Below are 12,350 nucleotides of genomic sequence, written 5' to 3'. Positions count from 1 at the left end.
ACCCACCCCCGCAACTAAAATTAATTATCATTCTGCTATAGCAGGGAACATTTTTTGAATCCCTTGGAAATCAACTGAATCTGCAACTACACTTAGGCTAAATTGGTGTTAGACTGCCAATCTTCCCGATTTAGACAATACACAAAACAGTCATCGTCACCAAACCGCCGTGACTCGACAAATTTAAAGCCAAGACGTTCATAGAAGCGGTGAGCGCGAGTATTATTAGCTAGGGGATCGACAAGGATAGCCGTTACAGTTGATGCTGCAAAACAGCGAGCAATGGACTGACTTGCTTTTGTTGCTGTTTCTGCTGTAAAAATTCCGCAAAGTCCCGAACTTCAGCAACTAAATCATCCGATAAATTATCTAAAACTGCTGTTAAGTGTTCGCGTACTCCCATCGTTTCACGAGCAGGAATTGTTAAAACTAATTGATGCGGATAAACGGTTTCTACCCCGATTGTCTCCATAAATGATTCAGCTTCATCCTGAGTCGCTGACATAAATTTACCATTCTCATCGTACTTAACCCAACCCCCAAACAATTCAACAATATACGCCTTTCCCTCTCCCAGAACTTCCACAATTGTACCGATGGTTCCCTCATTAGCCGCTCCCCCATCGGTTAAGGGAATATCTTCAATAAGTTTAACCCCATCAAATAGCTGAAATTGAACCATTACAATCCTCCTAATCTATCGGGTACTGCTGTGACAAACCTAGCAATATCTTCATCAAATAGCACCATCCAAACCGTTTCTGTGATAAATTTCATAAATTTAACGCATATATTTTTCAATATATACCTCTATTTTAAAAATTAATTCTCGAACTGTTTCTTTTATTTCTTCAAATTCAGGATTAAAGATTTCAAAATTTCCATGTGCAGCCTTATTTCTTAAATCAGCTATTTTTTTTATTTCTTCATGTGCTTTCTTATCTATTAATCCCTTACCTTTTGCAAAATTACTAATCTCTACCAATTTTTTTGTAGATAAACCTTGTGTTTCTTTGCCAAATTTCGTTTCACAAACCTTTTTAATAGCACATTCTAAAGTCGAACTTGCTATTAAAACTGCTGCGACATAATATTTGTCGTCAAAAAATTGTTTCGCCTGTAATAAATAATCAGATAGAACCTCGCCTTCTGCTTGTAACATTAAACTATCGAGAAATCCTTCCTGATAATCTTCTTTTAAAGCTTCTAAATCAAGAGTTAATTCTTGGATTTCAACGCCTCTAACATTCTTGAAATCAATCTCTAGCATTTCATTAAGTATGTGTTCATAAATAGTCCCCTTAATGGGTAACTGTTCAAGTATATTGCAGCATTGTTTCTGCCACTTCCACAAAGCTGCTTTATTTTGATCTAGCTTACTGGTCATATAAACACTATCATCATCATAATTATCAATGCTGTTTAATCTTCCATAAATTATGCGTTCTTCATTTTTCATCAAAGATATATATAAAGCATTCCCCTGTTGGATCAGCTTTTCTAGTTTATTAACATATTTCTTGGCGTATTGAAGAAGGGTGGAATGTGTCATGTTGTTCTCCTTTGTTTAGTTTTTTACTCGAATTTGACCACTCATTAATTTAGGTAATAAAGTGTGTAGACACCCCATTAGCTAGAAGCCCTATTTGCTTATGATAAGAATCAGAATGATTATTCTGTATTTTATTCCCAGTCATTTTTTGACCAAAGCTCTTCAAAATATCGAGTCCAATAATCAAAACCTAAGCCCCCATATCTAAATTCATAGGAAAATGTTTTTTGGCTGGATTTGCCATACATATAAGGCCCCAAAAAAACGTTATCATCAACTCTACAGTAAAAGTCTAACGGAAGACAATTATAATATTTTAATTCAATATTACTTGGGTGAGATGCTATTGCTTTAAGCTGAGCTACCCAGTTTTCGAGTTCATATATTGTGTTTTTAATTTGACCTTCGATCTCCTGTTCATCTTTTTCTCTCTGAGCCAGATACTTTGACTTCGGATTTATCGTTAAAATTCTTATGTGTATACCAGCTTTTACTTTTTTCTTAATTAAAGAAGACTTCTCCTCTCTCAAGCTTTTTAATCCAAACGCAATAATATCAATTTGTTTTTGGCATTTGTCTAAAATATCATCTGTTTCTCTATTCATTTCCGCCCTGGTTAAATACATTCCAGAAAGCCTCCATTCATTAATCAGTTCATTAGTTTCACTTTCTTTAATAAGATAACGAGAAGATAAAAAAACTATTATAGAACTAGAAATTATAGAAGTTCCAATACTGATAAGTATTGTTTTTAAATCTTCGTTATTATTTTTATCAAACATTAAAGATGCTAATGTAAATATAACTCCTATAGATAAAATAAATAAATTTAGAAGTTGATAGTTAATTTTTCTAAACTTTTTAAGCATAGTACGGTAACTTATATTAATTTTTTCTCACTGATTAACTTGACTAAGGGTTTTTTAGCCTTTTGGAAGCTTCTTCTAGCCCCATTTGGGAATCTATCTAAAAATCCTCTTCCAAATTTTATCAAAATTTCAATCCCTTTGAAATAAATTGAGTCTGCAACTACAGTTAAGCTAAATTGGTGTTAGACTGCCAATCTTCCCGATTTAGACAATACACAAAACAGTCATCGTCACCAAACCGCCGTGGCTCGACAAATTTAAAGCCAAGACGTTCATAGAAGCGGTGAGCGCGAGTATTATTAGCTAGGGGATCGACAAGGACAGCCGTTACAGTTGATGCTGCAAAACAGCGAGTAATGGCAAGCTGCATCATTTGTGTTCCATAACCTTTACCTAAATCCTGTTTTTCTCCAATCCAAATATCAATAGCCCGAAGATCCGTTGCAATATCACCCCAATAATGGTCATCCTCACGGGCTGGATCGATGATTTCAACAAATCCAATAGGACGACCATCCATTTCCGCAATCAATTGTTCCCGCCAGTCGGGGCTGCGGTGAAGTTCCACTTCCCAACCCCAGTCATCGTTAGGATCTGAGGAAATTATGTGAGGTTGCTCATCCCAGTGTCGCAACAAATCCAAATCATCGGGAGTAGCCGATCGTAGATAAATCATAACGTGTTTGAATATAAAATTAAAGTTGTTTCCGGTTTAACCTGAGTTTGAAGAATTAAGCCAGTCTGTCGATCAAGCATTGAGAATATCCTGAACTGTCAATACTAATTTTGGGAAGATTGGGGAGATAATTTTCTCTAATCCAGTAAATACTTGTTCTGTATAAAAACCTTCAAGACTCAAAACTCGCACCGTCACATTGGGCGTTGGACAATTCCAGTCTACTGTCCAATATTCGGGAACTCCTAGGGATTGATATTCAGCCAGTTTATCCTTAATATGTACATCTCGATAGTCAGGACTAATCACTTCAATTGCTAACAAAGGGGGGGTATAAAGTATCGCTGATGTTTGTTCAATTTCAATTTTCTGTTGTTCGCTAATCACAGAAACATCAGGACGACGGGTTCTCATCCCCGTGAAAAATTCAATTCCATTGGGTCTGGCATGATAAGGATATTGCTGACGTTTAATTTCTAAAAATAGAGACACTAATAATAAGGTAATAATAGCCTCATGTTTACCCGTTGCTGGCGGCATCTCAACTAATTCTCCCTCAACAAATTCATATCGCTGATCTGTTCCGTCCTGGTAAGTCAGATACTCCTCAAATGTTAGCTTTACATGGGTTTTTGTCATGTTCTCACCTCAACTTTGCAGGTTCCGTTTATTTTAATTTAACGCTGCTACTTTCTAATGCTAACAATCCTGCACCATAGGCAGGTTCATGACGGGGAGAGATAATCGTTGCTAAAGGTGCGATCGCATTAATTTCTGCTTCAAATTGACGGCGAAAATTCGCTAATCCTTTCCAAACCCCTCCCATAACCACAATTTCAAAGGAGTCTGTGGGTTCAAATAAATGGTTAATGGCGACTTCTGTAGCTAAGGCTAATTCATGGGCTGCATTTTTAATAATATTTTCAGCAATCGGATCACCGGAAGCCGCAACTTGATCCACAATTGGTGCTAAACTGGCAATATCTTTAACTCCCCATCCTTGACGGTAAACAACGGGAATTAATTCTTCAATGGAATTTAAGTTTAAAGCGTCTTGAAAGGCAGGAATTAGTTGGGTTGATTCTAATCGACCATCATAAGAACGTAACGCCGATTTTAACCCTTGAATCGCAATATCATAACCACTACCTTCATCTCCTAACAGATATCCCCAACCCCCGACTCGTTTACTGATTCGGTGATGATTTTTTCCGAAGATATGGGAACCTGTTCCTGCTATTACAACAATACCAACAAAGTGACCTAAACCACCTACTAAGGCAATCACACTATCACTATTAATTATAATATTTTCTGGGGTTAATTTCCAGTCAATCGGTAATTCTGAGGAGGTTTGAATCTCTGCAATTAAATTGCGGATTAATTCAATATCTTCTGAACGACCTACCCCGGCTAATCCTAAACTAATCCCTTGAATGGGAACGAACCTTTCTAAGGCTAAAAAACTATGTTCAACGGCTTGTTGAATCGCTGAAATAATGGCTATTTTAGCAGCCTCAATTCCAATGGTTTGATAATTCGATGGCCCAGCTTGTCCGTGTCCTAAGATTTTGCCATCAGCACTCATTAACACACAAACCGTTTTAGAACCGCCACCATCAATTCCTAATACATGAATCATGAAAGTTGTAATTTAAAAGGTCGAATAGGGTAAGCCAAGTGTTGGCTGTGTGGAACAGGCAAGATGCCTGTTCCACGAACCCGAAAGTTGAATTACAGATTAATTAACTTTTTAGCACGTTCTGCACGAGCTTCAGCAGATTCCATGACCTCGGATAATTTCTCAACGGCTTCACCCGGATAATTTTCTAAAATTCGGGTGGATAGAGAAATCCGATGGCGACCTTCATCTAAACTAATGACCATTGCTTTAATCATTTGACCAATCGGAAAAAGTTCTGCTAAAGATTCAACATATTTTTGACTGACTTCTTTAATATGAATTAGTCCCGTCACTCCTTCAATATCCACAAAAACACCGAAGGGTTTAACACCCATGACTTTCCCTTCTACCAGTTGACCGACTTCTAATTGACTAAAACCCAGGGATTGAGAGGCTAACCGTTGGGATAAAACAATTTTATTCCGTTCAACATCTAATTCTAAAATGGTGACGCTTAAGGATTGTTCAATTAACGATTCTAAATTGTCTTTTTCTAACAGATGCGATCGCGGAATAAACCCTCGTAAGGAATGAACTTCCACGGTAACACCCCCTCGATTTACTCCCGTGACTCTTGCTTGTAAAGATTGACCTTTATTTTGAATCTCAATCAGATCATCCCACACTTGTTTAATTTCTAATTGTCGGATAGAAAGTAATATTTGACCATCTGCATTTTGCTCCCGAATAATCAGAAAATCCCGTTCTTCTTTTAAGGGAAGAATTTCGGAAATATCTTCAACGTCTACAACGGAAATTTCTTTTTTGGGAATAAAGCCGGGAGATTTAGCACCTTTAATGTCAATGTATGCACCATCGCTGGTATATGAATCTACCTGACCCTTAACGATTTGCCCTTTATGTAAATCATAACTGTGTTGATCTAGGGCTTTGGCAAAATCATCAAGAGAAAAGGACGGGTTTTTAGTAGCCATAGCAAAAAGTAAAGAAAAACAAAAATTAATCTGTTAGGAACCTGCTTATAACGTTGCTTTCGTCTTCAACAACACGGCAATCCTTTGAGCATAACATAGTTGGACGGGTTGACTGTAATCAGTTATCAGTTATCAGTCATCAGTCATCAGTTATCAGTCATCAGTCATCAGTTATCCCTGCTTCCCCTGCTCCCCCCACTCCCCTGCTTCCCTAACCTCTTAACTGCTGATCAAACAGTTCTTTAACCTGTGTCCAGGAATCTTGGGCTGCTTCGGCGTTGTAGGTACTGCGTTGATCGCAGAAAAAGCCGTGATCAGCTTTATAGCGGAAAATTTTATGGGGAATTTGATAATCTTGCAGGGCTGTTTCGATTTGATCAACTTGTTCGTTGGGAATGAGGGGATCTTCTGTACCAAAAAAGCCATAGAGAACCCCCTTAATATCTTTTGTGCGAGTCAGGGTTGGCGCACCCCCACCTGGAGTCATTGTGGCTATTTCACCGCCATAGAAACAAGCGGTAGCTCGAATATCGGGTAAGGTAGCGGCTAAATAAACAACATGACCGCCAAAACAAAACCCAATGGCACCGAATTTTGGGTTAAGGTTGGGGAGGGTTTTCAAATAGTTCAGGGTGGCTTGAATATCGCTTAATAGTTCTGGGGCGGTGGTTTTAGCTTTGTAGGTTCGACCTAATGTCATATCGGCTGGAGTATAACCGATTTCAAAACCGGACACTTGACGCTGATAAATGGCGGGTGCGATCGCAATATATCCTTCTTTGGCGATGCGTTCGGTGACATCTCGAATATGGGAATTTACCCCAAAAATTTCTTGAATGACCACAATAGCTGGAAATTGACCCTCTGCGGTGGGTTCAGCCAGATAGGCATCAATCTGTAATTCTCCGTTAGGAACCTGAATTTGAGTGGCACGAATGGGTTGATTTGTCATAACTTTTCACGGCGTTATCAATAATTGTTAATCCTATACCCAGATATACCAAAATCAGGTAATATAGAAACTATTATTATCAATGTTAATAGTTTAGTTAGGAGATAATAACTCTAATATCTTAGAAATTAAACATCAAAAACAAAGAGGTTAAACCTGAATCCCATTATATTAAGCTTTTGTTATCCAAACAGTGAGGAATAATGAGGAGATCAATTAATGCGAGTTAGGAAATAAATCTAAATATAGCAGTCTTGGGAAGAAATGCTAGTGTTTGTTGATTTTATTGGAATTGCCTTGGAGATGTAAAGATGGTTCGATTTTATATTCAGCCGGATAGCGATATTCCCGCATCTAATCAACTATTTAATCAAATTCGGTTTGCGATCGCATCTCGTCAATTTCCCCCTGGACACCGTTTACCCAGCACTCGTCAATTGGCGATGGAAACAGGATTACACCGCAACACTATTAGCAAAGTGTATCGACAGTTAGAAGAGCATGGCTTAGTTGACGCCCAGGCGGGATCAGGAATTTATGTCCGAGCATTAGGTCATGAAGGCGGATCTCGGTTAAATTCACCAATTTTAGACCAGTATCCCGAAGCTAATAAAATTATTCAACGTAGCTTAGATGAATTGCTGTCTCAGGGATGCAGCTTAAATGAAGCCAGAGAAATGTTTTTAGGGGAAATTGATTGGAGATTACGGTGTAGTGCGAGAGTCCTAGTTACCGCCCCGACTCAAGATATTGGCATTGGACAATTAATGGCTCAGGAGTTAGAAGAAGCCTTAAAAATTCCCGTGCAGTTAGTACCCATTGAACAGTTAACCAATCTTTTAGAAAAAGTGCCATCGGGAACTGTTGTTACCAGTCGCTATTTTATTGGACAAGCTGAAGCGATCGCGGCTCCAAGATCCGTGCGAGTCATCCCCGTTGATATTTATAATTTTGCCAAAGAAATTGAATTAGTTCGAGATTTACCGAAAGGAACTTATTTAGGAATTGTCAGCCTCAGTTCCGGGTTATTACGCGCAACAGAAGTGATTATTCACAGTCTCCGAGGAGAAGATATTTTGGTAATGACAGCCCAATTAACGGATAACTATAAAATTAATTCTATTATTCGCACAGCCCGGGTTGTTGTTTGTGATCAAGCCAGTTATGGCATAGTTAAAGATCTGGTTCATACCAACCGCGAGGAACTGATTCGTCAACCCCAATTAGTCTACTGTCCCAATTATATTGGCGCAGAGTCAATTAATTTACTGAAACGGGAGTTAGGTTTAAATTGACATCCTCTTCCTTGTTCTCTAGTCTCCTGCGATGAGCAACATTTGAGATAAAATTGAACCACTCATCAAACGATCCTATGGAACCATCGATTAATTTGAGACACGCGATTGAGCAACGTCGGGCTGTGAGGTCATTTGAACCGACCTTGATTCCTTCAGTAATTCTCTCAGAAATTTTACGTTTGGGAATGCGATCGCCCTCTGGATTTAACCTACAACCCTGGCGGTTTATTATTTTACGCCATCTCGATAGTAAAGAAAAGCTCCAGGCTTGTGCCTTTAATCAGCGACAAGTAACAGAAGCCCCTATTGTGTTAATTTGTTGTAGCGATCGCCGTGTTACAGAACCGGATTATATTGAATCGGTAATTCAACTCGGTCGAGATCAAGACGCGATTAACGATACCTATGCCGATCATATTCGTACCGCCATTTCCAATACCTTTGAGAAACATCCTTCCTTTGAAGGGATCGAAGCCTGGACAAACCGCCAAGCCATGTTAGCCGTTGCTCATATTATGATTGTGGCACAAGCCTACGGTGTCGATAGTTGTCCGATGGAGGGATTTATCGCCTCTCAAGTCAAAGCTGAATTTAATATCCCAGAAGCAGTTGATGTTTGTTGTCTCCTGGCTTTAGGATATGCAGCAAAACCTTTTAAAAAATATGGGGGAAGGTTTTCCGTTGAACAACTCTGTTATGCAGAATCCTATGGGGAAGACTGGAAAAGCTAGTTTTTCATTTGTTTTCCAGAAGACCCTTATAAAATTTATCATCTAAAATTTCAAGTTGTAGAATCTTTCCTAGACTCCAGGCAAAATTATGAAAACAGCAATTTTAGAACCCAAGCAAAAACAACACAACCTCGAACAAGAACAAGATCTGCAAAATTCTTCTGAGGGAGAAGCTAAAAATCCTTTTTTAGAAGAGGAAGAAAACGAACAAATCTTAGACGATAATCCGTTTGATCCCCAGGATTTAGAGAATTTAAGTTCATCTGCTGATTCAGAACCTTCAATTTCTGAAGAAACAGAAGAAGAACAAAAACACCCCCTGAGTCAACGATTTAATCCTGTTTTTCTCACTCAAGTGGCGGCGGTTTTAGTCGTAGTTTTTGGATGTGTTTATACAGTAACTCGCCCCTGTGTGATGGGAGAATGTCAGGAAGTTGATGCAGCCAGAGAGTTGAGTCAAAGATCTAAACAAACCATTGAAACGGTTAGTTCTGCTCAAGCTCCTATAATTGCTCAACAGGATTTACAATCAGGAATTAAACTCTTAAAAACCATTCCCTTTTGGTCGCCCCACTATCCTGAAGCGAAAGCCCTTTTATCGATTTATCAGAAAGAATCTAATGAGTTTAACGCGGTGGTTAAAGCTTTAAAAACCGCAGCCCAAGCTTCAGCCGTGAGTCAAAATCCTCCCCATCCCATCGAAGATTGGGTGAAAATGCAATCGTTATGGGAAGAAGCGATCGCTCTATTAGAACAAGTTCCGAGTGAAAGTATTGTTTATCCCTTTGCTCAAGCTCGATGGCAACAATATCGAGGGAATTTAGCCGAGGTCAGAGGTCGCTTAAAATTAGAACGGGATGGAGAACAAATTTTAACCACAGCTAAAAAAGCAGCCCAAGTGGCAGAGGCCCGACAAGGGGTGGCAAAATATGCAGAAAGTTGGCAACAGGTGTTTGAGACTTGGCAAACGGCTGCTAATACCTTATCAACCATTCCCTATGGGACAACCGCTTACCAATCTGCACAGGTTTTATTAGCCCGGTATCAACCCAAATTAGAGCAAGCCCGCGATCGCAAAACCATTGAACAAGTGGGTTTAGATGCTTATAATCAAGCGGTTAATAATGCCGAACAAGCCAAACTTTTAGAACAACGGGGGGCTTGGTCAGAGGCCGTTACCTATTGGAGTCGGGCGGTGAGTTATGGCAAACAAGTTCCGGCCAGTAGTTCTTATGCTGCTAAAATTAAACCGCTTTTAACTACCTATAATGATTCGTGGAAACGGGCGGATGTTCAAAATCGCGTTGCCTCTCGTTTAACTAAAGCGCGTCAAGATTTAAGTAAATTATGTAGTGGAAATCCCAAAGTTTGTAACTACAGTATCAATGAAAATGTCATCACAGTTCGTTTAACATCGGATTATGTGAATCAAATCCAATCTACGGCTAAAACCGCAGATCAAACGGGAGATTCTAAAAAACGTTCTGAAGCTGAAAATCATGTTCAAGTCCTGACAGTTGCTTTAGAAACGATTAGTCAAAATGCCCAAATTCCCCTAGAAGTTTATGGAGCGAATAACGAAAAAATGGCCACCCACATTCCGTTACCATAAACCCAATTACCCCTTAAAAAAACCCAGCTTCTCAAGGAAACTGGGTTTTTTGACAGGTTAAATTCAAGGGGAATTTAGAAGCGGAAGGTTGTCCGCAGAGTCCCCACAAAAATGGTGTCGTTGTTGCTATTGTGATCAGGATTGGTCACAACATAGAAACCGGGTGTAATCGAAACGTATTCGCTGAAGGGGAAGCGATAGAAACCTTCAATATGAATAGAAGTATCTTCATCTTCTAAAGCGCTAATATCATGACTGGTCACTTTAGGGGGCATCCCCACAATTAAAGCACCACTATCTCCTTCACGGAGAAGATCGGGGAACCCTAACACCGCAGCCCAGTTGATAATCGTCGCATCGGCATTACCACCGCGTTTCTGATCAGCCCAAGTTGCACCAAACCAGCCCCCGATGGAGAAACTGCGGGCGACCCTCCAGTTCATTTGGAAGCCTAAGTTATCGGTGGTTGTGGCATTTTCACCAAAGGGTTTATTGGCGCCCCAACTTCCCGTATTGCCTGTGACGTATACGTTATCGTTGCTGAAGTAACGGTGGTTGTAATCTAAAGAGAAAGCTACATTACTTCTTGGTGCAAAGACTAACTGCGCCATGGCGCTGTAATTGCCATTGAATAAACCGTCACCTTCTCTGGCGCTAGAAGCAAAAGCGCCATCCGCCATATAGCCAACATTGGCTTTAAAGGCATGACTAAAGGCATATTCCACACCGACGCCTGTACCCGCAGGGCCTTGGAAGGTTGTCGGGTTGAACCGTCCAAACCGGGAAATTGCGCCACTGGCATCATCCCCAAAGGGAGTCAGAACATCTTGAATATCATCTAAGGCTAACCCTGTTGCACCGATCCAAACCAAACCTTTTCCTTGAGAGAAGGGGAAACGATAGGCTAGGAGATCCAAAGTTACATTACTAGAACTGCCATCAATCGCAGTCCGAGCCATTTGAGTGTTGAAGAGATCATAATCACTCAACGTTGGTATTGATTGGGCTTGTAAACGGGTTCTCAGTAAATCTTGACCCGTGAAGCTGGTATCAAAGTTTAAACGAGCGCGGTAGCCTAAATACGCTTGGGTGGGATCATCGCTATCATCAGCAAACTGACCTACAACGTTGCGACTCGCCCGATTTCCTTCACCCTCGCCTGCCCAAAACACTGCTTCTCCCCGCAGTTTAGTGGTGGTGGAGAATTGATTGGCTTCAAGTTCTGCGCTACGAGCTTCTAATACAGCGACCCGTCCCCGTAAGCTGGCTAATTCGGCTGCAAACTCTTCCATCAGGCGTTGCAGTTTGGCCAAGTCTTCACGGGTGACTAAATCTTTTGTAGAGGCATTAATCAGTTCATTGATCCGCTCTAAACAGGCATTGACCCCGGCGGCAAATTCAAAACGAGTTAAAGCCCGATTTCCTTTGAAGGTGCCATCAGGATATCCGGCAATACAACCGTAGCGTTCTACTAAGGATTGTAGAGCTTGGAAGGCCCAAGCTGTGGGTTCGACGTCAGACAGTTGGGATACGGATGTGACTTGAGCTTGACGTTTGCTGCCTCTTCCCTCACGTCCATACTGATTCAGTTGTTGCATCACCTCGGCATTGGTGACCGTATCGGCTTGAGGTGCTGCGTCGAGATCCGCCATGGGAATTTCCGCGTTAGCAGGAGTTTCGATGCCTCTACTTGGCCCAACTCCAGCATGAGGATTCACGGGAACCTGAGCTAACTGTTGTGGTGGGGTGAGGGTCAATGTGTCCAGAGGAGTCACAGAGACTTGCTCACTAATTTTTAACTCGGTTTGGGTGGGCTCCAGGGCGGTTTCTGCCGAGACAGGTGCTGCGGTTGCTGCTGCAATTGCACTGGGTTGAGCCTCAGTCACGGGTAACTCGGCAAATGCTGCTGTTGGAGCGACTAGACTCGCTCCTAGGACGGCAGGACTGAGTAGCCATGCTTTCAGTAGTATTTTCGACACTCTATTTGCTCCTCACACGGGTCTAGGTTTGATAAATTTTATCAAGTCTGCCCCCATTCTAC

13 protein-coding genes are annotated in these 12,350 nt (G+C 40.7%); 3 read left to right on the top strand and 10 right to left on the bottom strand.

Annotated elements, in window-relative coordinates:
- Positions 1 to 92: 92 nt before the first annotated feature.
- The 9 genes from IQ236_RS28315 to IQ236_RS11440 all read right to left on the bottom strand — a co-directional run bounded on the left by IQ236_RS28315 (position 93) and on the right by IQ236_RS11440 (position 6,668).
- Complete coding sequence (locus IQ236_RS28315) at positions 93 to 248, bottom strand: N-acetyltransferase (RefSeq protein WP_407676151.1); 156 nt, start codon at positions 246 to 248, stop codon at positions 93 to 95.
- Between the two features lie 5 nt (positions 249 to 253).
- Entirely contained in the window at positions 254 to 682 is a 429-nt protein-coding gene (locus IQ236_RS11475; RefSeq protein ID WP_193869367.1) for a DUF2281 domain-containing protein, read from the bottom strand.
- Positions 683 to 781: 99 nt separating this feature from the next.
- Positions 782 to 1,552, bottom strand: a complete 771-nt coding sequence (locus IQ236_RS11470) for a HepT-like ribonuclease domain-containing protein (protein ID WP_193869366.1) — start codon at positions 1,550 to 1,552, stop codon at positions 782 to 784.
- Between the two features lie 131 nt (positions 1,553 to 1,683).
- The gene (locus IQ236_RS11465) at positions 1,684 to 2,421 is read right to left on the bottom strand and encodes a hypothetical protein (protein ID WP_193869365.1); all 738 of its coding nucleotides are present in this window, start codon (positions 2,419 to 2,421) and stop codon (positions 1,684 to 1,686) included.
- A 166-nt stretch (positions 2,422 to 2,587) separates the two neighbouring features.
- Complete coding sequence (locus IQ236_RS11460) at positions 2,588 to 3,097, bottom strand: GNAT family N-acetyltransferase (protein WP_193869364.1); 510 nt, start codon at positions 3,095 to 3,097, stop codon at positions 2,588 to 2,590.
- Between the two features lie 72 nt (positions 3,098 to 3,169).
- A complete protein-coding gene (locus tag IQ236_RS11455; protein WP_193869363.1) occupies positions 3,170 to 3,736 on the bottom strand; it encodes a Uma2 family endonuclease in 567 nt (188 codons plus the stop codon).
- 28 nt (positions 3,737 to 3,764) lie between these two features.
- Positions 3,765 to 4,739, bottom strand: a complete 975-nt coding sequence (locus tag IQ236_RS11450; protein ID WP_193869362.1) for a BadF/BadG/BcrA/BcrD ATPase family protein — start codon at positions 4,737 to 4,739, stop codon at positions 3,765 to 3,767.
- Between the two features lie 92 nt (positions 4,740 to 4,831).
- Complete coding sequence (locus IQ236_RS11445; RefSeq protein WP_072717726.1) at positions 4,832 to 5,716, bottom strand: S1 RNA-binding domain-containing protein; 885 nt, start codon at positions 5,714 to 5,716, stop codon at positions 4,832 to 4,834.
- A gap of 211 nt (positions 5,717 to 5,927) precedes the next feature.
- A complete protein-coding gene (locus tag IQ236_RS11440) occupies positions 5,928 to 6,668 on the bottom strand; it encodes a dienelactone hydrolase family protein (RefSeq protein ID WP_193869361.1) in 741 nt (246 codons plus the stop codon).
- 311 nt (positions 6,669 to 6,979) lie between these two features.
- On the opposite strand from IQ236_RS11440, the gene IQ236_RS11435 reads away from it, so the two are divergent.
- The 3 genes from IQ236_RS11435 (at position 6,980) to IQ236_RS11425 (ending at position 10,309) form a co-directional block, all read left to right on the top strand.
- Positions 6,980 to 7,963, top strand: a complete 984-nt coding sequence (locus IQ236_RS11435; RefSeq protein WP_190519437.1) for a GntR family transcriptional regulator — start codon at positions 6,980 to 6,982, stop codon at positions 7,961 to 7,963.
- Positions 7,964 to 8,040: 77 nt separating this feature from the next.
- A complete protein-coding gene (locus IQ236_RS11430; protein WP_193869360.1) occupies positions 8,041 to 8,697 on the top strand; it encodes a nitroreductase family protein in 657 nt (218 codons plus the stop codon).
- 88 nt (positions 8,698 to 8,785) lie between these two features.
- A complete protein-coding gene (locus IQ236_RS11425) occupies positions 8,786 to 10,309 on the top strand; it encodes a hypothetical protein (protein WP_193869359.1) in 1,524 nt (507 codons plus the stop codon).
- A gap of 74 nt (positions 10,310 to 10,383) precedes the next feature.
- On the opposite strand, the gene IQ236_RS11420 is transcribed toward IQ236_RS11425, so the two are convergent.
- Positions 10,384 to 12,288 carry an iron uptake porin gene (locus IQ236_RS11420; RefSeq protein ID WP_193869358.1) on the bottom strand — a complete coding sequence of 635 codons (1,905 nt, stop codon included), beginning with the start codon at positions 12,286 to 12,288 and terminating at the stop codon, positions 10,384 to 10,386.
- Positions 12,289 to 12,350: the final 62 nt, after the last annotated feature.

This window comes from Planktothrix mougeotii LEGE 06226, from assembly GCF_015207485.1.
GTDB lineage: Bacteria > Cyanobacteriota > Cyanobacteriia > Cyanobacteriales > Microcoleaceae > Planktothrix.
The sequence above is the reverse complement of the archived record's forward strand: the minus strand, read 5'-3'. Positions and strand labels throughout refer to the sequence as shown.

Coding starts and splice junctions, on each gene's coding strand:
- IQ236_RS11435 (WP_190519437.1), top strand. CDS start 6,980: ATGGTTCGATTTTATATTCAGCCGGATAGCGATATTCCCGCATCTAAT.
- IQ236_RS11465 (WP_193869365.1), bottom strand. CDS start 2,421: ATGCTTAAAAAGTTTAGAAAAATTAACTATCAACTTCTAAATTTATTT.
- IQ236_RS11425 (WP_193869359.1), top strand. CDS start 8,786: ATGAAAACAGCAATTTTAGAACCCAAGCAAAAACAACACAACCTCGAA.
- IQ236_RS11455 (WP_193869363.1), bottom strand. CDS start 3,736: ATGACAAAAACCCATGTAAAGCTAACATTTGAGGAGTATCTGACTTAC.
- IQ236_RS11460 (WP_193869364.1), bottom strand. CDS start 3,097: ATGATTTATCTACGATCGGCTACTCCCGATGATTTGGATTTGTTGCGA.
- IQ236_RS11475 (WP_193869367.1), bottom strand. CDS start 682: ATGGTTCAATTTCAGCTATTTGATGGGGTTAAACTTATTGAAGATATT.
- IQ236_RS11450 (WP_193869362.1), bottom strand. CDS start 4,739: ATGATTCATGTATTAGGAATTGATGGTGGCGGTTCTAAAACGGTTTGT.
- IQ236_RS11440 (WP_193869361.1), bottom strand. CDS start 6,668: ATGACAAATCAACCCATTCGTGCCACTCAAATTCAGGTTCCTAACGGA.
- IQ236_RS11430 (WP_193869360.1), top strand. CDS start 8,041: ATGGAACCATCGATTAATTTGAGACACGCGATTGAGCAACGTCGGGCT.
- IQ236_RS11445 (WP_072717726.1), bottom strand. CDS start 5,716: ATGGCTACTAAAAACCCGTCCTTTTCTCTTGATGATTTTGCCAAAGCC.
- IQ236_RS11470 (WP_193869366.1), bottom strand. CDS start 1,552: ATGACACATTCCACCCTTCTTCAATACGCCAAGAAATATGTTAATAAA.